This is a genomic window from Pseudarthrobacter sp. NIBRBAC000502770 (genome assembly GCF_006517815.1).
Taxonomy (GTDB): domain Bacteria; phylum Actinomycetota; class Actinomycetes; order Actinomycetales; family Micrococcaceae; genus Arthrobacter; species Arthrobacter niigatensis.
Genome location: NZ_CP041198.1, coordinates 1,180,983 through 1,201,690, shown reverse-complemented (window position 1 = coordinate 1,201,690; position 20,708 = coordinate 1,180,983). Strand labels below are relative to the sequence as shown.

Genomic DNA, 20,708 nt, shown 5'->3' with positions numbered 1-20,708 from the left:
GCGATGTGAGGGAATACACACCGCGCCCGTGCAGCGCGGTGCCGCTTAGCTGCGGTACTGCTTGAGGACGACGGCGGTGGCCAGCGCCGCGGTGACGGCCTCGTGGCCCTTGTCTTCCTTGGAGCCGGGCAGCCCGGCGCGGTCGAGGCCCTGCTGTTCGTTGTCGCAGGTGAGCACGCCGAAGCCGACCGGCACGCCGGTGGAGACGCTGACGTCGGTGAGTCCCGACGTCGCGGCCTGGCAGACGTAGTCGAAGTGCGGCGTGCCGCCGCGGATCACGACGCCGAGGGCAACCACGGCGTCAAAGTGCGGTGCCAGGCGGGCGGCGGCAACGGGAAGTTCGAAGCTGCCGGGGACCCGCAGCACGGTGGGCTCGGCGATCCCGGCGTCCTTGGCGGCGCGGAGTGCCCCGTCCAGGAGGCCGTCCATGATCTGCGTGTGCCAGCTGGCTGCAATGATGGCCAGCTTCAGCTGCGAGGTTTCAGCCGGGTTGAGGGTGCTGAGGTCGATGTCGGGGGCGCCGTGTCCGCTCATGGGTTTTCAGTGTTCCGTTCGTTCGTGAAGACGTCAGTCTTGTTCGTGGTGGTAGGGGGTTTCGGAAGCCGGGACGGGCACGGGAGCCACCTGGGAGTCCAGCAGCAGCCGGTGTTCCATGCGGTCCTTCTTGGTGCGCAGGTACCGGATGTTCTGTTCACGGGAGGGGACCTCCGTGGGAACCATTTCCACCACCGTCACCCCGGCCTTGGCCAGCCTGTTCTGCTTGTCCGGGTTGTTGCTCAGCAGCCGTACTTCATGCAGGCCCATTTCGGCCAGGATCTGCGCCGCGGCCTTGTAGCAGCGGGCATCAACGGGAAGGCCCAGCTGTTCGTTGGCCTCCACGGTGTCGAAGCCGGCTTCCTGCAGCGCGTAGGCCTTGATCTTGTTGGCAAGGCCGATGCCGCGGCCTTCCTGGCCGCGAAGGTAGAGCAGTGTTCCGCCGTTGTCCCGGATCAGCTCCAGCGCGAAAGCGAGCTGTTCCCCGCAGTCGCACCGGTAGGAGCCAAAGACATCGCCGGTAAGGCACTCGGAGTGCAGCCGGACCAAGGGAGCTTTTCCGTCGGTGGGAGCGTTTGGCGAGCTGACGGCCAGGTGCTCCACACCGGTCACAAGGTCGGTCCACGCCTGCGCCACGAAGTCGCCAAAGGCGGTGGGCAGTTGCACTACCGGTCCTCCGCTGACGGGATGGGGCGCCTCGCCGGACACCGCGTGGGACTTGCGGTGACCGTTGTGCTGGCTGTCGTCGCTGGCTGCCGCTGCCGTCATCGTTTCTCCTTTTCTCCACCCGGGACCACCCGGGCATCCTCATCCGGGGCGCCCCCGGCCCCGGCTTCAAGATACGCCACCAGGTCCTCGATGGAGATGAGGGGGCACCCATGTTCAGCTGCGAACGAACGGAGCCCGTCCAGGCGCATCATTTCGCCGTCGTCGTACACCACTTCCGCGATCACCCCGACAGGCTCAAGGCCCGCAAGGCGGCACAGGTCCACAGCGGCCTCTGTGTGGCCCTGGCGTTCCCGCACACCACCATCAACGGCACGGAGCGGGAAAATATGCCCCGGCCTGGTCACGGACGCCGGTCCGGCCTGCGGGTCGGCCAGGATCCTTGCGGTCAGGGCCCGGTCCGTGGCGGATATTCCCGTGCTGACACCGATGGCCGCATCACAGGAGACGGTGTAGGCGGTGCCTTTAGCGTCCTCGTTGACAGCCGTCATGGGAGGCAGGGCCAGTGCGTCGGCGCGGTCCCCGGTCAGCGGCACGCAGATCACTCCGGAGCTGTACCGGATGGTCCAGCCCATCAGCGCCGGAGTTGCGTGCTGGGCGGCGAAGATGATGTCGCCTTCGTTTTCGCGGTCCTCGTTGTCGACCACCAGCACCGGGCGCCCGGCAGCCATGGCCCGCACGGCGTCCGCGATGGAGTCCAGTCCCCGGGCTGGTCCGGATGACGCGCCGACCGCCGAGGAGCCACCGGTTACCGGCTGGCTGGTTTGGGGATCGTTCGCGACGGCGGGTTCCAGGCGCACTGCAGCGTTCACCGTGCACCTCCCGCCAGGGCGGCTTCGCCGTTTCCTGCCGGTGAGCCGGCGCCGCGGAAAGCAAGCAGCCGTTCGGTGTATTTGGCCAGGACGTCCACTTCGAGGTTCACGCGGCTGCCGGTGGTCTTGGTGCCCAGGCCGGTTTCGGCGAGGGTGGTGGGGATCAGGCCCACTTCGAACCAGGGTTCCTGCTCCGCCGCCGGGCTGACGGCCGTCACGGTGAGGGAGACGCCGTCGATGGCGATGGAGCCTTTCTCGGCGATGTAGCGGGCCAGGTTGGCGGGAACGCCGAAGCGCAGCCGCTCCCAGTTGCCTTGGGCTTCCCGTTCCAGCAGGACACCCACGCCGTCCACGTGGCCTTGCACCACGTGGCCATCCAGGCGGCCGCCTGCGGGAACGCACCGCTCCAGGTTGACGGAGTCGCCTGCGGTGAGCTCGCCGATGGTACTCCGCACCAGGGTCTCCCCCATGACGTCGACGCTGAAGTCCTTGCCGTCAATCGCTGTTGCCGTGAGGCAGACACCGTTGACGGCGATGGAGCCCCCAAGTGCCAGGCCCTCGGTGGAGGCGGGCGCATGCAGCCGGACGGTGGCGCTGGTGTTGCCGTCCCGCTCGACGGACAGCACCTGCCCCTGCTCGGCAATAATTCCGGTAAACATCAGTAGCCTCCCTGGGCTGGCTCCGCGGCTGCGCGGGTTGGTGGGTGGTCAAGTGCAACATGCCGTTGCGGTCTGAGGTGGAGCCTGAGGTCCCGGCCCAGCGTCCGTACCGCGCCGCCGTCGGACGCATCCCATTCCCATTGCTGGGCGTCGGGAAGGCTGGTGATGCCCAGCCCGTTCAGTGCAGGGGTGCCGGATCCCAGCAGTGTGGGCGCCAGGTACACGATGAGTTCATCCACCAGGCCGGCCGCCAGGAAGGAGCTCAGGATGCTGGACCCCCCTCCACCATGACGTGCCGGATGCCGGACGAATACAGCGTTGACAGGGCTTCGTGCGGATCACGGGTGGGAAGGTGGACGGCCAGGCCGTCGTCCCCATGGATGGCGGCGTCCTCCGGGATGGCACGCAGGCCCATGACCGCACGAACGGGTTGTTTGGATGCCGGGTTGCCGGCGGCATCCCGGGCGGTCAGCCGCGGGTTGTCCACCATCACGGTCTGGGTGCCCACCAGGATGGCATCGATGCGGCCGCGGATCCCGTGGTTGTCCGCCAGGGACTCCGGGCTGGAGATCCACTGGCTGGTGCCGTCTTCGGCAGCGATGCGGGCGTCAAGGGTCTGCGCGATGTGGAGGGTGACGAAGGGCCGCTTGGCAGCCACTGCCTCGAACCACTGGCGGTTCAGGTCCAGGGCTTCATCGGCGCCCAGTCCGCTGCGGACCCGGATGCCTGCTGCACGCAGTGTCGCCGCGCCCCCGGCAGCAGGGTCATGGGGGTCGTCCACGGCGTATACCACGTCCGTGATCCCGGCGGCGATGATCGCTTCCGTGCAGGGACCCGTGCGGCCCACGTGGTTGCAGGGTTCCAGCGTGACCACCATGGTGCAGCCGGACAGATCCAGTCCGACGGCGGCGGCCTGGGCTATTGCGTCGGCTTCGGCATGTGCGGTCCCGGCACCGCGGTGGTGGCCGGAAACCAGCTGCCGGCCGTCAGGCCCGACGACGACCGCCCCCACGAGGGGATTCGCGCCGCGGGGGCCTTCCAGTGCTGCTTTAAGGGCGTCTTCCATGGCGCCCGTTTCGGCGGCGCTGAAGGCTGTGACCGCGCCGGCGCCCGGCTGGAGTTTCGCGGCGCCCGTCATGCGGCTGCCGATGCGGAGTAGTTGCCTGCCTTGGAAGCGGCAGGACTTGCGACGTTTAAGAGCCATCGCTGGGGGTTCATTGTGCGTCGTTCCTTCCCTGTCGAACCGCGATGGCTCCGGGGATACGACAGCAGAACGCTGCGGAGCCCAAAGGCTGCGCAGATACAGCTGTACGTGCTTCTCTCATCCAGACTTTAACTGTCGGTACCGGAATTCCACCGGTTCAACCGTCTGCCGGAATCCTCCTGGGAGGACACCGGCTCGCGGGTCGCGGACTGTCACCGCCGGTTCGGACTTACACCGACCCCGGAGCACGTATGTGTGTTGTTATTGTGCCACAACCCGGATGGCCTCCCGGTTATTCCGTCGCGGCACGTAATGTCCGGCTGCCCTTGGCTCGCAGCAGGTCGATCGCAGCGGACGGATCCTCGGCGCCATACACAGCGGAACCGGCCACAAAGACGTTCGCCCCGGCTTCGGCGGCGCGGGCAATGGTCTCTTCGGTAATGCCGCCATCCACCTGGATCGCAACCCCCAGTCCGGAACCCTCCACGGCCGCCCGGGCCCTGCGGATCTTGGGCAGGGTGATGTCCAGGAACGCCTGGCCGCCGAAGCCCGGTTCCACGGTCATGATGAGCAGCATGTCCAGTTCCGCCAGCATGTCCAGGTACGGTTCCACTGCCGTCGCGGGGCGCAGGGCCATCCCTGCTTTGGCTCCCCTGCTGCGCAGTTCCCGCGCCAGCTTGATGGGCGCAACGGATGCTTCCGCGTGGAACGTCACGGAGGCCAGGCCGGCGTCCGCGAAACCAGGCGCCCAGCGGTCCGCGTCCGCGATCATCAGGTGCGCATCGAGCGGTACGGGGCTGACGGCCTGGATCCGCTGCACCACGGGCAACCCGATGGTCAGGTTGGGAACGAAGTGGTTGTCCATGACATCGACGTGCACGGCATCGGCATTGCTGATCCGCTGCAGTTCAGCCTCAAGGTTGACGAAGTCGGCGGAGAGGATGCTCGGGTTGATGCAGCACTGCGTCACGGAAATGCCTTTCGCTGGTTGTTCTGGTCCCACGGCATGGATCACGCCGTGGCTGCTGGGTGTCGCGCCGTTCCTGATGGTCAGGCTTTCTTCCTGATCAGGGCAAGGAACATCGCGTCGGTGTGATGGATGTGGGGCCAGAGCTGGGCAGTCAGCTCGTGGCCGGCACCAAGGGACCCGGTCAGACTGACCGCGTCCAGGGCGGCTCCGGCGTCAAGGAGTTCAAGGTCGGTGCGCTTGCGCAGGACGTCTGATACCACCGCTGTTGTCTCCGCCGGATGCGGTGAACAGGTCACGTAGGCCACCACTCCCCCTGGCCGGACGGCGGCCAGGGCCGAGGCCAGCAGTTCGCGCTGCAATGGCCCGAGGTCCGCGATGTCCTTGGGCGAGCGACGCCACCGGGACTCGGGTCTGCGGCGGAGCGCGCCCAGGCCGGTACAGGGAACGTCAGCCAGGACACGGTCATAACGCTCCGGCTGCTCACCGCCCACTTCACGGCCGTCGCCGGTGCGGACTTGCCAGCTGCCATGCGGCACGGCGGACAATGCCTGGCTGACCAGCTTGGCCCGGTGCGGCGCCGGTTCGTTCGCCAGCAGGGTGGCGCCCCGCTGGTGCGCCAGCGCACCCAGGAGCGCCGCCTTCCCGCCGGGACCGGCACAAAGATCGAGCCACGCTTCAGCGTCGCCGTCCACCGCTGGAGCGCTGACGGCCGCGCTTCCGTCCGCCGGCCCGCCAAGATCCACCGCGGCCAGGGCCCTGGCCACCAACTGGGAACCGACATCCTGTACACGGGTGGTGCCGGCGCGGACGGAAGCCAGCCGGCCAAGGTCGCCGCCACTGGAAAGCGCTGAGCCTTCAACAAGCTCCCCGGGAGCGGCGCCACTTTCCAGTGCTTCGTCCAGGCTGCCCAGGCCGGGCAGCGCAACGAGGTTGACCACCGGGGCGGCGTTGTCAGCTTCCAACAGCTCGTCGATCTCCGCCGCGGACCGGCCGTGGGCCACGAGGGACTGGCGCATGGCGCGCACGATCCACTCGGGGTGCGCGTACTTCACCGCTGCTACCTTCGTAGCGTCGGTTTCGCCTTCCACCAACAGGTCCAGCCACTCCTCGAGGCTCCGGGCGGCGACCTTGCGCAGGACGGCGTTGATCAGTGTTGACGGTCCGGCGCCGATCACCGCGCGGGCGAGCCCCACGGTCTGGTCCAGGGCAGCGTGGGCCGGGACCCGCATGGCAAGCAGTTGGTGGGCACCGATGCGGAGCGCATCAAGGATGGCCGGGTCCAGCTGGGCCAGGGGACGGTCCACGCACCGTGCCAGGATGGCGTCATAGGTGCCTTGGTTGCGGAGTGCGCCATAGCTCAGTTCGGTGGCGAACCCGGCGTCCCGCTTGTCCAGGTGGTGGTGCCGGATCCGGGCCGGCAGCACGAGGTTGGCGTAGGCGTCTTCCGCCGCGACGGCGCGGAGCACCTCGAAGGCCACGAGGCGGGCGGGATCCGCGCGCCTGGTGCGCTGGGACGGAGCCTGCCCGGTGAAGCTCCGCTGCGGCCCGCGGTTGCGTTCGCGGCCCTTGGCGTTCCGCCGGCTGGCGTCCCGGGGACCGCCGTTGCCACGGCCGCCGCCGGGAGGTCCGCCGCTGCCGCCCTGCCCGCCTTTCCCGCCGCTGCCCCGTCCGCCTGTATTGCCTCCTGACCCGGTCATTCGAACACCACGCTCTCCAGTGAAGCCAAACCGCGCGCCCAGTCGGGGGCGGCCATCATCTTTTTCCCGGCAGGCTGGATACGCGTCAGTTCCACCGCGTGCGACCCTGTTCCCACCAGCACGGCTTTGCCGTTTAGTTCCACGGCTCCCGGGGCCAGCCCGGAAACATCCGGCCGCAGCCGGACCGGCTCGAGCTTGACCCGCTGCCCGTTGAGCAGGGTCCAGGCACCGGGCTCGGGGGTGACGCCGCGCGCCTGCCTGCTGATGGCCAGGGCCGGATGCGCCCAGTTCAGGTGGCCGTCCTCCAACGTCAATTTCGGCGCGAGCGACACATCGCCGGCCTGTGCCTGCGGCGCTGCTTTTCCGGCGTCGATGGCGGACAGGGTTTGGGCCAGCAGGACCGCGCCGCTGTGGGACAGCCGTTCCAGGAGTTCACCGGCGGTGTCCTGGGGCTTGACGGCCTCGGTCAGGGTGCCGAAGACGGGACCGGTGTCCAGGCCTTCCTCCAGCTGGAACGTCACGGCGCCGGTGACGTCGTCTCCGGCCATGATGGATCGCTGGACCGGCGCCGCTCCGCGCCAGGCCGGCAGCAGGGAAAAGTGCAGGTTGACCCAGCCGTGCCGCGGGATGCCCAGGGCATCAGGGGGAACCAGTCCGCCATAGGCGACGATGGCCGCGACGTCCGGCTGCACGGCGGAAATGCCGGCTATGGCATCGGCGTCGACGCGCGCCGCACGGATGACCTCGATGCCCAGTTCCGCAGCCCGCTGGGCAACGGGCGACGGCGTCAGCACGCGCTTGCGGCCCAGCGGCGCGTCGGGCCGGGTCAGGACGGCAACGACGTTGAAGCCGGCGTTGACCAGCGCGTCCAGGGATGGGACTGCGACGGCGGGTGTCCCCGCGAAGAGGACCCTCACCCGGCTGCGCCGAAGCTGGAGCCGGGGGTGCTGGTTCCACCAAAGCTGGCGCCGCCGAAGCTTGACCCGACACTCCTGGCGCGTTTGGCTGTGGTGCGTCCGGCGACGGCGTCGTAATTGGCGTTGCGGATGGACCTGAGCGCCGCCTTCCTGTCCTCGCCCTCGAGGCGGTCGGTGTAGAGGATGCCGTCCAGGTGGTCGTTTTCGTGCTGGAAGCAGCGCGCCAGCATCCCTTCACCGTCAATGGCGACCGGGTTGCCGTGCATGTCAACACCGGTGACGCGGGTGGCGCGGAAACGGCGCACCGGGAAGCCGAGGCCCGGGATGGAGAGGCAGCCCTCCACATGGTCCGGCTGGTAGTCCTCGCTGTTTTCCAGGACAGGATTGATGATGTGGCCCTCGACGCCGTCGATCCGGTACGTGAAGATGCGCTTGCTGACGCCGATCTGGGGAGCGGCGAGGCCGGCGCCTTCGACGTCCTCCATGGTTTCGGTCATGTCGGCGACCAGTTTGGCAAGGTCGGGTCCGAATTCCGTCACGGGATCGGCGACTGTGCGCAGCACAGGATCGCCGATGATGCGGATATTCAGAATAGCCATGCGCTGTGTGTCCTCACGGTTGGCGGCAAAAAGGGAACCTGTCCAGTTTAGGTGCAGTCTCTCCACGTGCACCGTTCCGTTAGGCGGTGCGGGCCAGGGGTGGAGGCGCGATGGGCAACAGCGCGGTGCCGGCGCTGAGGGTGTCTGCGGAGAGCTCCCAGACGCGGCGCAGGGCGCAGAACTTCCACCAGTGGTGCTTAAGGACTTCCGGGTTGGCGCGGACCGGGCGGACTTCCGTCTCGCCGATGGCCACGGCCAGCAGGACCGGGTCCTCGCCGTACTTCCAGGGTTCCCAGGTCCCCGCTTCCGGGTCCACGAGGCTCTCTTCCGCCTTCATGCCGGCCACCAGCTGCATGACCACTTTGTCATCCAGCGGCTTGACCTGCCCGTCCCGCGTTGTTCCCTTGGTCTTGTAGTCGATCAGGCAGATGCGCCCGTTGATCCTGGCCACGAGGTCAAGTGTGCCGGCGTATCCCACTGAGTCGTTCCAGACCGTGATTTCCGGAGCGATGGGCTCCACGCGGAAGAGCTCCCACCACTCGTCGAACCGAACAGCGAAGGCTTCCTCACCGTTGGCGGCCAGCGCCTCGCGGGCTTCCTTCATGGCATGGGGGCGGCCCAGTGCCCTTAGTGCCACCTGTTCGCAGTAGTTGTGGACACGGTCTCCGCGGCGTGCGGCGTCATCCCGGTAGGATTCGGCGGCTTTGGCTGCACGGTTGATGGCCTGCTTGATCTTGGCAGGGCTCCCCAGGCAGTCGGACAGCAGCGGATCGTTGGCCAGGCTGCTGGCGCCCATGTAGCCGAACCAGCCGTCGAGCCCATGCGGCTGCTGGCTGATTACCGTGGTGATGGAAGGCACCGAGAACTGCTCAGACGTTGACCGTGCGTACATCCGGCCGTATTCGGTGGCGTGGGCGAGAAGCGGATCAGTCATACAAAAGACTCTTTCACAGGGGGCCGACAAAAGCTCCGGGGGTCCGGAGCCGCACACAAAAAAGGTCCGTTTCCGCTGCTGATGAGCGGAAACGGACCTCTGCGGTGGGCGATACTGGGTTCGAACCAGTGACCTCTTCGGTGTGAACGAAGCGCGCTACCACTGCGCCAATCGCCCCGATGCATTTGAATGCTAGCCCACGTCCGCCCCAATTCAAAAATCGGTGATGCCGCAGCCCGGAGCGCTCCTTCCCCCGGCCTGCCGAACGCGGCACCTTCCAATCCCTTGACCCGGGAAGCCAACCGCCGCCGTCGGAAATTACACGCCTGTAACTCGACAAAATCCGCGTGGACGCTGGGAAGGACGGCGGTTCGCAGTTGCGCGACTCCCTCCGATTTGGAGTTTCCCGGAACCTCCTATATTGTTTTTACTCGTTGGAACGCGAGGAAATGCTGGAAACGGCAAGGAATCAAGCCTCCAAAATGCGGACGTAGCTCAGCTGGTAGAGCACCACCTTGCCAAGGTGGATGTCGCGAGTTCGAATCTCGTCGTCCGCTCGCAGGACACTGTCACGGCAAACATTCTTAGGAATCGGCGCCAGCACGGTGGGTTGGCCGAGAGGCGAGGCAGCGGCCTGCAAAGCCGTATACACGGGTTCGAATCCCGTACCCACCTCGGTGAAAACCAGGGTTTCCGGAGTTCCGGATGCAATGGGCGATTGGCGCAGCGGTAGCGCGCTTCCCTGACACGGAAGAGGTCACTGGTTCGATCCCAGTATCGCCCACTCGGCAAGGCAACTTGCCGGCAGTACCACCGGATCCTCCGGAACAACCTGCACAAATGCGGACGTAGCTCAGCTGGTAGAGCACCACCTTGCCAAGGTGGATGTCGCGAGTTCGAATCTCGTCGTCCGCTCTCTTACATCCCACAGCCGGTCTTCCGGTTTCGGGGCGATTGGCGCAGCGGTAGCGCGCTTCCCTGACACGGAAGAGGTCACTGGTTCGATCCCAGTATCGCCCACACACGAACAGCAGCTCTCCGGAGCTGCTTTTTTCGTTTCCGGGTATCCGCTGCAGGCGAACGGGATTCCCTTGGCACGCCTCCCGCGCCCGGCTAGGATCGAATGCGCGAGGAGCGACCTGGCTCCGCGATAGAAGGGAGGTGTCCGTGGGTTTGATTGACGATCTAAAGGGCAAGGCTCAGGGTCTCATCCGCGGCAACGAGCAGGCTATCAAGGACGGCATCACCAAGGCCGGCGATTTCGTCGACACCAAGACCGGCGGCAAGTACGCAGGCCACGTCGACAAGATCCAGGATGGCGCTTCCAAGCTTGTTGACCAGAACGGCACCCCGGGGCACGCACCTGCCACCGAGCAGGTTCCCCCGGCAGCTCCTGGTAATCCGGTTCCGCCGGTAGACAGGGCTCCGTAAAGGATTCGGCCAGGGCTCTTGCCCGGCACGTCAAGGAGGTGCGGGTCCCGCCGGGAGGCGGCACCCGCACCTTTGGCGCTTAACGGCTTCTTCCGGAGCTCCCGATTGCCGGTTGGGAAACCTGCGCCGGTACCCTGCCGGTATGCCCAAGTCCCCCGCACCCGCAACATCCGCCGGTCCCGGACTGGTCCGGACCGATTCCAGGCCGGTCATCGCCGGGATCGTCACCGCATTGGTCGGATTCACCTCATCGTTCGCTGTTGTCCTGGCCGGCCTCACGGCGGTGGGTGCCAATCCCGCCCAGGCGGCGTCCGGCCTGCTGGCGGTGACGCTCACTGTTGGCCTCGGCGTACTCTTCCTCTCGTGGCGTTCCCGGGTCCCGGTAACCCTGGCCTGGTCCACACCGGGCGCAGCGCTGCTTGCTGCATCGGGAGTGCCCGACGGCGGGTGGCCGGCCGCCGTCGGAGGCTTCCTTGGGGCGGGGCTGCTGCTGGCGCTGACCGGCCTGGTGCCTGCGCTCGGCAGGCTGATGGCCCGCATCCCGCCATCCCTGGCCCAGGCCATGCTGGCCGGTGTCCTGCTTCAGCTCTGCCTGGCACCGTTTAAGGCCCTTGGTTCGGTGCCCCTCTTCGTGGCACCGGTGATCCTGTGCTGGCTGCTGATGATGAAGTTCGCCCCGCGGTGGGCGGTGCCCGCCGCCCTACTGGTGGCATTGGGCGTCATCGGAGTGTCGCTGGCGTCGGCAGGAACGCCCGTTGCACCTGCCACTTTGGTCCCGGCCCTGGCGTGGACCATGCCCACATTCAGCGTGCAGGCCATGGCCGGAATCGCAGTACCGCTGTTCGTGGTGACCATGGCCTCCCAAAACATTCCAGGGGTGGCCGTCCTCAGGTCCTTTGGCTACGAAACACCGTGGCGGCCGGCCATGGTCGTTACCGGGGCAGGGACCCTCGCCGGTGCACCCTTCGGCGGCCACGCCATCAATCTCGCCGCACTCAGCGCCGCCCTTGCGGCCGGGGAGGAAGCGGGCGCGGACCGCAGCCGCAGATGGATCGCGGGCTTCACGTCCGGCGCGGCGTACCTGGTGCTGGCAGCCTTCTCGGCGGCCCTGGTATCGCTGGTCAGCAAGGCACCGGCCGGGATGCTTGAAGCCGTTGCCGGGCTGGCACTGCTGGGAACCCTGGCCTCGGCCGCCTCGGCGGCGCTGGCGGACGCCGAGGACCGGATTGCCCCCGCCGTCACGTTCCTGATGGCCGCCTCCGGCCTGGTATTCGGCGGGATCGGATCGGCCTTTTGGGCGCTCCTGGCGGGCCTGGTGGTCCGGCTGGTGCTGCAACCCCGGCCTGGTGGCCGGGCCGGCAGGAAGTCCGCCTAGGAAGGCTCGTGGTTCTGGCCTTCGCGGGCCAGGGCGGTCAGGCGGGACACGGCGCGGAAGTACTTCTTCATGTACCCGCCGGCCATCATTTCCTCCGTGAACAGCTGATCGAAGGGGACGCCGCTGGCCAGGATGGGCACGTCCTTGTCGTAGAGCCGGTCGGCAAGGACAACGAACCGCAGTGCCACGGCCTGCTCCGTGATGGTCTCCACGTTGCGCCACACCACGCCGTCGATGCCGTCGACCAGTTGGCGGTAGCGGCTGGGGTGGACGCCGGCCAGGTGGTGGATGAGGGTGGAGAACTCGTCCTGGGCCACCGTCTTCCCGTCGAACTCCGCCTTCATGTGCGCATTGAGTTCGCTGTTCTTCAACGGTGCCGGTGCGGCAGGGAGGCCGCGGTGCCGGAAGTCCTCGCCGTCGATGCGGATGACGTCGAACTGGTCCGCCAGGACCTGGATCTCACGCTGGAAGTCCACGGCGGCGAAGCGGCCGTCGCCCAGGGAACCGGGCAGCGTGTTGGACGTGGCGGCAAGCTTGACGCCGGCGTCTGCCAGTTCACGCATGAGCCGGGACATCAGGACGGTGTCGCCCGGATCGTCCAGTTCGAATTCGTCGATGCACACCAGCTGGTAGCTGCTCAGGGCATCGACGGTTTTGCGGAAGGAGAGGGCACCCACCAGGTTGGTGTACTCGACGAATGTACCGAAGGCCTTGGGTCCCGGTGATGCGTGCCAGAGGGACGCCAGCAGGTGGGTCTTGCCCACACCAAAACCGCCGTCCAGGTAGATTCCCGCCCTGGATTCGTCCTTCTTGCCGAACAGCTTCTTGAACAGGCCGCCCCCGTTACCTGACCCCACGCCGTCGGCAAATCCCTCAAGGGCACGCACGGCGGCGGCCTGGCTGGGCTGCTTGGGGTCCGGGCGGTAGCTGGAAAAGGAAACCTTTCCGAACCGGGGCGACGGGTAGAAGCCCTTGAGGAGTTCATCCACCGAAACTGCCGGAGTGCGGGCGGCAAGCTGTTCGATCTGTACCAAGGTGGTCCGTTCTGCTGGTGGTTGGTCCCCAGAAAGGATACCGGCAATGCGGGCCGTACCCGGTTGGAACGCCGCCCAGTCGCCCCTGGGCGTGACGAAGGCAACATTTCGCCCTATTAACGGAATACGGACAACCCTTCAGGCGCTGGCTAGGGTGGGAACAGGTTCCAATGCATGTTCCACGGTTTCCCGTGCTCTTACTGAAAGGCCAAGCCATGCCATACCCGGTTGAACAGAATGAGAAGTTCGCAGCCTACGCCCACCCGGAGCGGCTCGTTTCCACCGACTGGCTCGCGGCCGCCATCAGCAGCGGCGCAGTGGCCAACGGCGACCTCATCGTGGTCGAATCCGACGAAGACGTTCTCCTGTACGAAACCGGCCACATTCCAGGCGCGGTGAAGATCGACTGGCACACGGACCTGAACGACGAAGTTTCCCGGGACTATGTGGACGGCGCGGCCTTCGCCGAACTCGCGGCGTCGAAAGGTATTTCCCGCGACAGCACCGTGGTGATCTACGGCGACAAGTCCAACTGGTGGGCCGCCTACGCCCTCTGGGTCTTCACCCTGTTCGGCCACCAGGACGTCAGGCTGCTGGACGGCGGCCGCGACAAGTGGGTTGCCGAAGGCCGCGAACTGACCAAGGACCGGCCTGCTCCGGCTCCCGGAAACTACCCCGTGGTGGAGCGCAACGACGCCCCGATCCGCGCCTTCAAGGACGACGTCCTGGCACACCTGGGCAACGGCCCGCTGATCGATGTCCGCTCCCCCGAGGAATACACCGGACAGCGCACCCACATGCCGGCCTACCCGGAGGAGGGCGCCCTGCGTGGCGGCCACATCCCGACGGCAGCGTCCATCCCCTGGGCCCGCGCGGCCGCCGGGGATGGCACCTTCCGCAGCCGGGAAGAGCTGGCCGCCATCTACCTGGGCGAGGCCGGCCTGGCCGAGGGCGACGACGTGGTGGCCTACTGCCGCATCGGCGAGAGGTCCAGCCACACCTGGTTCGCCCTGAAGTACCTCCTGGGCTTCGAGACCGTCCGCAACTATGACGGATCGTGGACCGAGTGGGGGAACGCCGTCCGTGTGCCGATCGTGAAGGGCGCCGAGCGGGGTTCCGTTCCGGTCGCCGTCGGAGCCTGACCACGCCCCCCGCGTAGACTTGGAACGATGACTACTCAAGCTTTGCCTTCCGCCCTGGCGGCAATCGTGGATGACTTCCAGTCCGTGTCCGAACCCGAGAGGCTGCAGCTGCTGCTGGAGTTCTCGGAGGGACTTCCGGAACTTCCGGACCGGCTGAAAGACCACCCTGAGCTCCTTGAGCAGGTTGTGGAGTGCCAGTCGCCGCTGTTCCTCACCATTGAGACGGGAACCAACGACGACGGCGCGGTCCGCCTGTTCTTCAAGGCGCCGCCCGAGGCACCCACCACCCGTGGTTTTGCCGGTGTGCTGCACGAGGGGCTGGATGGCCTGACGGCGGCGGAGATCCTGTCCGTGCCCGACGACATGCCGGAACTGCTGGGCCTCACCCGCGCCATTACCCCCCTGCGCATGCGGGGAATGACGGCCATGCTGGGCCGGATCAAGCGCAAGGTCGCCGCAGCATCCAGCAGCCGGGCCTGACTACGCTGCATGGCACGCAGGAACAACTCCCAGGGAACCCCGGCCACAGCGGCACTGACCGCGGCCGGGGTTCCCTTTGTGCTGCATCCGTATACCCATGACCCCTCGGCAGCGAGCTATGGCACGGAGGCCGCCGAAGCCCTGGGGATCGACCCGTCCCGGGTCTTCAAGACCCTGGTGGTGGACGTGGAGGGCAGGCTCGCGGTGGGCATCGTCCCGGTGAGCGGCACCCTTGACCTGAAGGCCATGGCGGCGGCGCTGGGCGCCAAGAGGGCCGCCATGGCCGATCCTGCGGCGGCCCAGCGGCGCACCGGCTACGTACTGGGCGGGATTTCCCCTCTCGGCCAGAGGCAGCCCTCCCCCACTGTCCTGGATTCCAGCGCCGCGGCACTGGACACCCTGTTGGTGTCCGGAGGCCGCCGCGGCCTGGATATTGAGCTGGCCCCGGCTGACCTGGCCAGGCTGACGGGCGCCGTCACCGCGCCCATCAGCTCCCTGGCCGCCGGCAATCCCCGGTCATGACCACCCGGTCCTGGTACGGGCAGCTACTTGATGGTGTAGCGCTGCATCATGTCGTTGTCCTCGTGCTCCAGGATGTGGCAGTGCCACACATAGTCGCCCTTGAACGATGAGCCAATCGCCAGGGGCTTTCCGCCTGCCGCCCCTGCACCGAAGGGAACCCGGATCCTGGTGACTTCGCCCGGAAGCGCCACCACGGTGTCCTTCCAGCCCTGCTCGTTGGCGGCCGCATCCCTGGGCCGGCCAATAAGGAAACGCTCGACTTCCACCGCTTTGCCCCGTCCCGGCGTGACAAGGCCGGTGGCGGGATCAATATAGCCGGTCTCCTCCAGGTAGGCGTCCGCATGGAATTTTTGCCGGTTGAGCACCTGGAACTGGGTGAAGTGCAGGTGGATCGGGTGGGCGTCCTCGGTGGTGTTGACGAGCTCCCACTGTTCCAGCGTGTCGCTCTCCACCTCGGTGGTGTCCGGGCTGTCGAACATCCTGTTGTTCAGCAGGGCCATCACGGGAACGCCGTCCGTGTTGGCTACTTCCACGAGCGCCATCCGACGGATTTTCGCCGGTGCTGCCTCCCGAAAGCTGGTGACTTCCCCGCCCTTGTCCCGCAGCCGGGCAGGCAGGGGCGCGGTATAGCCGGTCCGGGACGTGACGGTGAACTGCATGACCTGCGGGAGCGGGATGGCGCCGCCCGCCACGGATTCCGGCCCGTCCGGGTACGGCACCCGGGCGCTGTTGCGCAGGACCACCCGCGATCCGGCCCGGAGCCCGGCAAAGTCCACTACGAGATCCGCCCGTTCCCCCGGGCCAATCACCAGCCGGTCCAGCCGGACGGGCGCGTTGAGGAGCCCGCCGTCGGACCCGATCTGGTGGAAGGCCAGTGCCGGGCCGCCGGCGTCGAACGTGAAGTCGTAGAACCGGGCGTTGGAGCCGTTGAAGACGCGGAAGCGGTACCGGCCTCGGGCGACGTCGAGGTTCGGCCGGACTTTGCCGTTGACCGTCGCCACGTCCCCGAAGAACTCGGGCGCCCAAGGGCGCGGGGCCCCGTCGGGGCCCTTGAGGTCCGGGTTTGGCGGGTAGGCGAGCGTACCGTCGGGGTTGAACATCTTGTCCTGGATGATCAGCGGCACCTCGTACGGCGGTGGGGGAAGCTGCGTGCCGTCCCCGGTGTCGATCCCGTCCCTGAGCAGGTAGCTGCCGGCAAGTCCTGCGTAGACGTTCAATCGGGTCATTCCAAGCGCGTGGTCGTGGTACCAAAGCCCGGCAGCATCCTGGTTGTTGGCGTAGTGGTACGTGTAGGAGTCGCCGGGCGCAAAGGCTTGGTCCGGGCCGCCGTCCGACTGCGGGCTGACGTTGCCGCCGTGCAGGTGTACTGACGTCCGCGGCCGCTTCGCATCGTTGCTGCCGCGGGGGACCAGCTCGCTGTCGATGGCGGAAGCCAGGGGATGGCATTCGGCTGCGTTGCGGACCTTCAGCTCAAAGGGAACTCCTTTCCTGGCGATGATGACGGGCCCAAGGTAGGTCCTCGACGAGCCGGCCTCCTGGTAGGCCAGGGTATTCGCCGGGCCCATGTTTTCCTGGAACCGGTGGGAGGCGTTACGGACCCACAGCGCGGTACGGCCCCCGCCCCGCATGTCCAGGACGCCCAGCTCGGCCAGGGTGGGCAGTTGCTCGGTGAACATGGCCTGCTGGCCGGCCGCAGGACCGCGCGCCGCGGCTGCAGATATGCCGGGCGGGGCCAGGAGTCCCGCCCCGGCCACAGCGCCGGCCTGTAACAGTTGTCGTCTTGTCATGCGCATTTCGGGGCCCCATTTCTTCGCAGGTTTCCCCCCTTGAGCAGCAGGATAGACCTCTGCGCCGGCCTGTCACAGGGTCACGGGCCCCCGCACAAAGCTGCGGGCCTACCCCGAATGTCCTCCGGTCCGGCCCGGGGCGCGGCCGGTGAAGTGGTCCATGGTCCGGTTGACTCCCAGGACATCCATGAGCCGGTCAAAGACGCCGACCGGAAGCACCCGCAGGACCGGGAGCAGGTTCACGAGGGGCGGCAGGACCAGCTTCCGGTGCCCGGCCTCGATCGCGTCGAGGACCCTGGCTGCCACGTCCTCTTCCTCGAGGATGGGGAGCAGGAGGGGCCAGCGGGTCCGGACGCCGTCGAACATCCCCGTGTTGATGTAGAAAGGGCACACCACCAGCGTGTTGACATCCGCGCGGTCCGCCCGGAGCTCCGCGCGGAGTGACTCGTTGAAGCCGACGGCGGCGAACTTGCTGGCGGAGTAGTCCGTCTGCCGGGCGACTCCCACCAGGCCGGCGGCACTGGCGACGGTGACCACGGTGCCGCGCCGGCGCTCCACCATCCCGCCCAGGAAAGCGCGCGTGACCCAGTACAGGGCCAGGACGTTGACGTTCATGGTCCGTGCGATGGCGTCTTCCGTGGCATCGAGGAGCCGCTGTCCGCTGACTACGCCCGCATTGTTGACCACCACATCCACCGTGCCTGCCTCTGCCGCGGCAGCCTTGACCGCATCCCGGTCAGTCACGTCCACGTACTGGGCGTCGGCCTGGCCGCCGGCCGCCCGGATCTCGTCGCGAACCGCCGCGCCCGCTGCCGCATCCACGTCCCAGATCACCACCCGGCTCCCGCGCCTGGCAGCGCCGAGCGCCATGCGGCGGCCCAGCCCGCTTCCGCCTCCAGTGACCAGCAGCGTTGCGCCGGCAAGTCGGGTTCCTTTGGCCATCCCAGTTCTCCTTGGGTTTTCTTCTGACTGTGTCAGCGGTTTCGGGGAAAGCGGCCCATCAGCGTGATGGCGCCTTTCATGATCCGCGCGTAGGCGTGGTTGGACATTCCCGGGGCGGGGGCTACCGGGAGCAGCCGCTGCACGGAGATGGTCTGCGGTTCCGTGTATTTGAGGATGCCCTCCCGGCCGTGGCGGCGGCCGGCACCGGAGTCCTTCATGCCCCCGATCGGAGCATCATGGGATGCCCAGGTGGCGGCGTAGCCTTCGTTGACGTTGACAGTCCCGGTCAGCAGCTTTCGGGCCACCTCTTCGCCGTGGGCGGCGGACCAGACGCTGGCGTTGAGCCCGAATTCCGAATCGTTGGCCTGGGCGACTGCTGCATTGTCGTCTGCGGCACGGTAGACGGCGACCACCGGCCCGAAGGTCTCTTCCCTGGCGAGGAGCATGTCGTCCGTGATCCCCGTCAGGACGGTCGGCTCATAGAACAACGGGCCCAGGTCCGGCCGGCGCCGTCCGCCTGTGAGCAGCTGCGCGCCTTTGGCGAGCGCATCCTGGACATGGAGGTCCACCCGCTCCACCTGTGCCGCGCTGATGAGGGACCCCATGCCAATCTCCCAGTCCGGCCCGGCGCCCATGCGGATCCCCTCCACCTTGGCGGTGAACGCCGCAAGGAACCTGTCATGGACGTCGGCGTGCACGTAGATCCGCTCGATGCTGACGCAAAGCTGCCCTGAGTTGGAGAAGCAGGCGTACACGGCACCGGCGGCTGCCTTGGCTATGTCGGCGTCCGCCAGTACCAGCATGGGGTTCTTCCCGCCCAGTTCGGCGGAGAAGCCGATCAGCCGCTCCGCGCACTGCCTGGCGACGGTCTTGCCGGTCTGGGAGGATCCGGTGAACATCAGGAAGTCCACCTGCCCGATCAGGGCAGGGCCTATGGAGCTTCCCGGCCCGGTGACGATCCGGAACAGGTCCTCCGGAAGGCCTGCCTGCCTGAGGAGTTTGAGCATCAGCAGCGCCGTGAAGGGCGTCTGTGAGTCAGGTTTCAGGACGATGCCGTTGCCCGCGAGCAGGGCCGGGATGGCGTCCGAAACGGCAAGGGTCAGTGGATAGTTCCAGGGGCTGATGACCCCTACCACCCCCTTCGGAATACGGTATTCGGTGGTGCGGGTCAGGACCGGAGCCGCGCCCTTCCGCCGGCGTGGGCGCAGGTGCCGCCCGGCGTTGCGTTCGTAATAGCGGGCTGTGAGGATGACGTCCGCGAACTCCTCGAAGGCGCTAAGCCGGGACTTGCCGCTCTCTGCCTGCACCAGGTCAAGGATGTCCTGCTCCCTGTCCAGCAGCAGCGCAACGAACCGCGCCACCACGGCACGGCGTGCGGCCAGGGAGCGGGCCGCCCAGAGCTGCTGCGCCGTCCGGGCAGTCTCGACGGCGGCCCCGACGTCGTCCTGCGTGCTGATGGGTACTTCGCCAAGCAGGGTGCCGTCGAAGGGGGCGTGCGAGGCCTGGACCGGCCTGCCCGGGGATGACGCCACCAGGGCCGCCAGGCCTGCGGCCAGTTCCCTGCCACGGTCGGTTACGGCTCCCGCCGGACGTTGTTTCGGCACCTTACGCTCCCGCGGGCGTCGGGCGGCCCGGCGTGTTCGAGTTAAGGCCCGGGTCCGGGCCGGATCCCGGGTTGAGGCGCGGCGCGAGCTGCTGGCGCAGCCACGCCTTCACCAGCCGCTCCCAGCGCTCGGGGTCCACGTTCCATTCCTTGGTGTGGCGGGCGTGGTTGAACGTCTCGAACGTGACCATCTCCGGGTTCCGTTCGGCCAGCAGGGCCGAGGGTCCGTACGGCACGTACTCGTCGTCGACGCTGTGGATGATCAGGCTGGGCGTCCTCAGCTCCACGGCGCGGGAGACCCAGTCCATGACTTTGAGGTCCACTGGCGCCGAGAGACCCGTGAGCCGCCGTCCCAGCGGGTGGCCCAGCATCAGCTGCCCATACTTGCCCACCAGGGACGGAATCCGGTTCAGCTGCGCATGGTGCGCCAGCACCGTCACCCAGTCAATGACCGGCGCGTCCAGCACCATCGCCCGGATCAGGTGGCGGTAGCGGGAGAGATCGGCGGTCTGCAGGCAGATGGCCCCTCCCATGGACCAGCCGAACAGGACAACTTCCTCGGCACCGTTGGCCAGGGCATACCCGATGGCGGCTTCAATGTCCTGCCACTCGGTGGACCCCAGGCCGTACCGTCCGTCGTCCGCCGAGGGCGCCAGCCCGTCATTCCGGTAGGACACCAGCAGGCTGGTCAGGCCCAGTTCCAGGGCCGGCCCCACCGCCCGGAGCGCTTCCTGGCGGGTTGCCCCGCGGCCGTGCACCATGATGGCCCAGGTCCGCGCGGTTCCCTTGGCCCGGACCAGCCAGGCGGGGGCTTCACCGCGTTCAACGGGGACCAGGACGTCCTCGGCCGGAATTCCGGCGGCGGCCGGGTCCGGGTAGGTGGCCCCGCTCCACCAGCCCCAGCGTGCAGTGGAAAGATCCCCGCTGTAGACGGCTTCCACCTCGCGCAGCACCGTCCGGTCCGCCGGCGAGTAGGAAACGATGCGGCCGATCCGCGCATGCCCCTTCCCGCCGTCGAAAAAGAATCCATAGACCCCGTCCACCGTGGTGTCCTCATTGGCGGCCAGGATCACCTGCTGCTTTTGCCCGTCGCGGATCACGGCCAGGACTTCCTTGTCCGCCGTCCGCTGACGGGCAGGGGTGATGACCCGGCGCGCGAAGTACACGGCGAGCGCCGAGGAGCCGGCCCCCAGCAGGCTCGCCACCGATCCCCCGGCGATGGCTCCCCCAATGGCCCACTTGGCTCCCGGCGACACGCCGCTGGTATCCCTGGAAGGTGCAGTCACTGCAGGGCGCGCTCGCCGGAAAGGTGCCATGTGACTATTGTTACCGGCACCGCC

19 protein-coding genes, 6 tRNA genes, 1 pseudogene and 1 riboswitch are annotated in these 20,708 nt (G+C 67.5%); of the genes and pseudogenes, 10 read left to right on the top strand and 16 right to left on the bottom strand.

Annotated features, from left to right (window positions below):
* Nucleotides 1-45: 45 nt before the first annotated feature.
* From ribH to NIBR502770_RS05755, 11 genes and pseudogenes are all read right to left on the bottom strand, one after another.
* Nucleotides 46-534, bottom strand: coding sequence for a 6,7-dimethyl-8-ribityllumazine synthase (gene ribH / locus NIBR502770_RS05805; RefSeq protein WP_018770776.1), 489 nt, complete (start codon nucleotides 532-534; stop codon nucleotides 46-48).
* Nucleotides 535-567: 33 nt separating this feature from the next.
* Nucleotides 568-1,302 (bottom strand): GTP cyclohydrolase II, encoded by a 735-nt coding sequence (gene ribA, locus NIBR502770_RS05800; protein ID WP_141181308.1) that lies wholly within the window; start codon nucleotides 1,300-1,302, stop codon nucleotides 568-570.
* Nucleotides 1,299-2,072 (bottom strand): 3,4-dihydroxy-2-butanone-4-phosphate synthase, encoded by a 774-nt coding sequence (ribB, locus tag NIBR502770_RS05795; RefSeq protein ID WP_141181307.1) that lies wholly within the window; start codon nucleotides 2,070-2,072, stop codon nucleotides 1,299-1,301. Before ribB ends, ribA begins: the two co-directional genes overlap by 4 nt.
* Nucleotides 2,069-2,731 (bottom strand): riboflavin synthase, encoded by a 663-nt coding sequence (locus NIBR502770_RS05790; RefSeq protein WP_141181306.1) that lies wholly within the window; start codon nucleotides 2,729-2,731, stop codon nucleotides 2,069-2,071. Before NIBR502770_RS05790 ends, ribB begins: the two co-directional genes overlap by 4 nt.
* Nucleotides 2,731-3,869, bottom strand: a pseudogene (gene ribD / locus NIBR502770_RS05785) (bifunctional diaminohydroxyphosphoribosylaminopyrimidine deaminase/5-amino-6-(5-phosphoribosylamino)uracil reductase RibD). Before ribD ends, NIBR502770_RS05790 begins: the two are co-directional and overlap by 1 nt.
* A gap of 170 nt (nucleotides 3,870-4,039) precedes the next feature.
* A riboswitch (FMN riboswitch) is annotated at nucleotides 4,040-4,188 on the bottom strand.
* A gap of 39 nt (nucleotides 4,189-4,227) precedes the next feature.
* The gene (gene rpe, locus NIBR502770_RS05780) at nucleotides 4,228-4,905 is read right to left on the bottom strand and encodes a ribulose-phosphate 3-epimerase (protein WP_141160751.1); all 678 of its coding nucleotides are present in this window, start codon (nucleotides 4,903-4,905) and stop codon (nucleotides 4,228-4,230) included.
* 80 nt (nucleotides 4,906-4,985) lie between these two features.
* Nucleotides 4,986-6,602, bottom strand: coding sequence for an RsmB/NOP family class I SAM-dependent RNA methyltransferase (locus tag NIBR502770_RS05775; RefSeq protein WP_141181305.1), 1,617 nt, complete (start codon nucleotides 6,600-6,602; stop codon nucleotides 4,986-4,988).
* On the bottom strand, nucleotides 6,599-7,519 hold the full coding sequence (fmt, locus tag NIBR502770_RS05770) for a methionyl-tRNA formyltransferase (protein WP_141160753.1): 921 nt from the start codon (nucleotides 7,517-7,519) through the stop codon (nucleotides 6,599-6,601). Before fmt ends, NIBR502770_RS05775 begins: the two co-directional genes overlap by 4 nt.
* Entirely contained in the window at nucleotides 7,516-8,118 is a 603-nt protein-coding gene (def, locus tag NIBR502770_RS05765; protein WP_141160754.1) for a peptide deformylase, read from the bottom strand. The genes fmt and def overlap by 4 nt, the downstream gene beginning before the upstream one ends.
* A 79-nt stretch (nucleotides 8,119-8,197) precedes the next feature.
* Nucleotides 8,198-9,052, bottom strand: a complete 855-nt coding sequence (locus NIBR502770_RS05760) for a cytochrome (RefSeq protein ID WP_141181304.1) — start codon at nucleotides 9,050-9,052, stop codon at nucleotides 8,198-8,200.
* A 105-nt stretch (nucleotides 9,053-9,157) separates the two neighbouring features.
* Nucleotides 9,158-9,229 (bottom strand) — tRNA-Val (locus tag NIBR502770_RS05755).
* Between the two features lie 307 nt (nucleotides 9,230-9,536).
* Between NIBR502770_RS05755 and NIBR502770_RS05750 the strand changes: the two genes are divergently transcribed.
* The 7 genes from NIBR502770_RS05750 to NIBR502770_RS05720 all read left to right on the top strand — a co-directional run bounded on the left by NIBR502770_RS05750 (nucleotide 9,537) and on the right by NIBR502770_RS05720 (nucleotide 11,858).
* Nucleotides 9,537-9,609: transfer RNA gene (locus NIBR502770_RS05750), tRNA-Gly, on the top strand.
* Between the two features lie 47 nt (nucleotides 9,610-9,656).
* Nucleotides 9,657-9,727: transfer RNA gene (locus NIBR502770_RS05745), tRNA-Cys, on the top strand.
* 37 nt (nucleotides 9,728-9,764) lie between these two features.
* A tRNA-Val gene (locus NIBR502770_RS05740) sits at nucleotides 9,765-9,836 on the top strand.
* Nucleotides 9,837-9,894: 58 nt separating this feature from the next.
* A tRNA-Gly gene (locus NIBR502770_RS05735) sits at nucleotides 9,895-9,967 on the top strand.
* A 33-nt stretch (nucleotides 9,968-10,000) separates the two neighbouring features.
* A tRNA-Val gene (locus NIBR502770_RS05730) sits at nucleotides 10,001-10,072 on the top strand.
* Nucleotides 10,073-10,219: 147 nt separating this feature from the next.
* Nucleotides 10,220-10,483: an antitoxin gene (locus NIBR502770_RS05725; RefSeq protein ID WP_141160756.1), complete on the top strand. Its 264-nt coding sequence runs from the start codon at nucleotides 10,220-10,222 to the stop codon at nucleotides 10,481-10,483.
* A 142-nt stretch (nucleotides 10,484-10,625) separates the two neighbouring features.
* The gene (locus NIBR502770_RS05720) at nucleotides 10,626-11,858 is read left to right on the top strand and encodes a benzoate/H(+) symporter BenE family transporter (protein ID WP_141181303.1); all 1,233 of its coding nucleotides are present in this window, start codon (nucleotides 10,626-10,628) and stop codon (nucleotides 11,856-11,858) included.
* Here the strand turns inward: NIBR502770_RS05720 and zapE are convergent.
* Entirely contained in the window at nucleotides 11,855-12,892 is a 1,038-nt protein-coding gene (gene zapE / locus NIBR502770_RS05715) for a cell division protein ZapE (protein ID WP_141181302.1), read from the bottom strand. The genes NIBR502770_RS05720 and zapE overlap by 4 nt on opposite strands.
* A 215-nt stretch (nucleotides 12,893-13,107) precedes the next feature.
* Between zapE and NIBR502770_RS05710 the strand changes: the two genes are divergently transcribed.
* The 3 genes from NIBR502770_RS05710 to ybaK are packed head-to-tail and all read left to right on the top strand — an operon-like array spanning nucleotide 13,108 to nucleotide 15,036.
* A complete protein-coding gene (locus NIBR502770_RS05710; protein WP_141181301.1) occupies nucleotides 13,108-14,034 on the top strand; it encodes a sulfurtransferase in 927 nt (308 codons plus the stop codon).
* Nucleotides 14,035-14,061: 27 nt separating this feature from the next.
* A complete protein-coding gene (locus tag NIBR502770_RS05705; RefSeq protein ID WP_141181300.1) occupies nucleotides 14,062-14,514 on the top strand; it encodes a SufE family protein in 453 nt (150 codons plus the stop codon).
* Between the two features lie 9 nt (nucleotides 14,515-14,523).
* On the top strand, nucleotides 14,524-15,036 hold the full coding sequence (gene ybaK, locus NIBR502770_RS05700; RefSeq protein ID WP_141181299.1) for a Cys-tRNA(Pro) deacylase: 513 nt from the start codon (nucleotides 14,524-14,526) through the stop codon (nucleotides 15,034-15,036).
* A 23-nt stretch (nucleotides 15,037-15,059) separates the two neighbouring features.
* Here the strand turns inward: ybaK and NIBR502770_RS05695 are convergent, their stop codons facing one another.
* From NIBR502770_RS05695 to NIBR502770_RS05680, 4 genes are all read right to left on the bottom strand, one after another.
* Nucleotides 15,060-16,823, bottom strand: a complete 1,764-nt coding sequence (locus NIBR502770_RS05695) for a multicopper oxidase family protein (RefSeq protein WP_246857409.1) — start codon at nucleotides 16,821-16,823, stop codon at nucleotides 15,060-15,062.
* A gap of 108 nt (nucleotides 16,824-16,931) precedes the next feature.
* Nucleotides 16,932-17,765, bottom strand: a complete 834-nt coding sequence (locus NIBR502770_RS05690; RefSeq protein WP_141181297.1) for an SDR family oxidoreductase — start codon at nucleotides 17,763-17,765, stop codon at nucleotides 16,932-16,934.
* Between the two features lie 32 nt (nucleotides 17,766-17,797).
* The gene (locus NIBR502770_RS05685) at nucleotides 17,798-19,369 is read right to left on the bottom strand and encodes a succinic semialdehyde dehydrogenase (RefSeq protein WP_141181296.1); all 1,572 of its coding nucleotides are present in this window, start codon (nucleotides 19,367-19,369) and stop codon (nucleotides 17,798-17,800) included.
* 1 nt (nucleotide 19,370) lies between these two features.
* Nucleotides 19,371-20,684, bottom strand: a complete 1,314-nt coding sequence (locus NIBR502770_RS05680) for an alpha/beta hydrolase family protein (RefSeq protein ID WP_371416493.1) — start codon at nucleotides 20,682-20,684, stop codon at nucleotides 19,371-19,373.
* Nucleotides 20,685-20,708 lie beyond the last annotated feature (24 nt).

What these genes read in the sequence shown, in the direction of transcription:
- NIBR502770_RS05720 (WP_141181303.1), top strand. Translation starts at nt 10,626, where the DNA reads ATGCCCAAGTCCCCCGCACCCGCAACATCCGCCGGTCCCGGACTGGTC.
- NIBR502770_RS05690 (WP_141181297.1), bottom strand. Translation starts at nt 17,765, where the DNA reads ATGGCCAAAGGAACCCGACTTGCCGGCGCAACGCTGCTGGTCACTGGA.
- NIBR502770_RS05705 (WP_141181300.1), top strand. Translation starts at nt 14,062, where the DNA reads ATGACTACTCAAGCTTTGCCTTCCGCCCTGGCGGCAATCGTGGATGAC.
- NIBR502770_RS05695 (WP_246857409.1), bottom strand. Translation starts at nt 16,823, where the DNA reads ATGACAAGACGACAACTGTTACAGGCCGGCGCTGTGGCCGGGGCGGGA.
- ribH (WP_018770776.1), bottom strand. Translation starts at nt 534, where the DNA reads ATGAGCGGACACGGCGCCCCCGACATCGACCTCAGCACCCTCAACCCG.
- ribA (WP_141181308.1), bottom strand. Translation starts at nt 1,302, where the DNA reads ATGACGGCAGCGGCAGCCAGCGACGACAGCCAGCACAACGGTCACCGC.
- ybaK (WP_141181299.1), top strand. Translation starts at nt 14,524, where the DNA reads ATGGCACGCAGGAACAACTCCCAGGGAACCCCGGCCACAGCGGCACTG.
- NIBR502770_RS05710 (WP_141181301.1), top strand. Translation starts at nt 13,108, where the DNA reads ATGCCATACCCGGTTGAACAGAATGAGAAGTTCGCAGCCTACGCCCAC.
- def (WP_141160754.1), bottom strand. Translation starts at nt 8,118, where the DNA reads ATGGCTATTCTGAATATCCGCATCATCGGCGATCCTGTGCTGCGCACA.
- NIBR502770_RS05760 (WP_141181304.1), bottom strand. Translation starts at nt 9,052, where the DNA reads ATGACTGATCCGCTTCTCGCCCACGCCACCGAATACGGCCGGATGTAC.
- NIBR502770_RS05775 (WP_141181305.1), bottom strand. Translation starts at nt 6,602, where the DNA reads ATGACCGGGTCAGGAGGCAATACAGGCGGACGGGGCAGCGGCGGGAAA.
- NIBR502770_RS05680 (WP_371416493.1), bottom strand. Translation starts at nt 20,684, where the DNA reads ATGGCACCTTTCCGGCGAGCGCGCCCTGCAGTGACTGCACCTTCCAGG.
- NIBR502770_RS05790 (WP_141181306.1), bottom strand. Translation starts at nt 2,731, where the DNA reads ATGTTTACCGGAATTATTGCCGAGCAGGGGCAGGTGCTGTCCGTCGAG.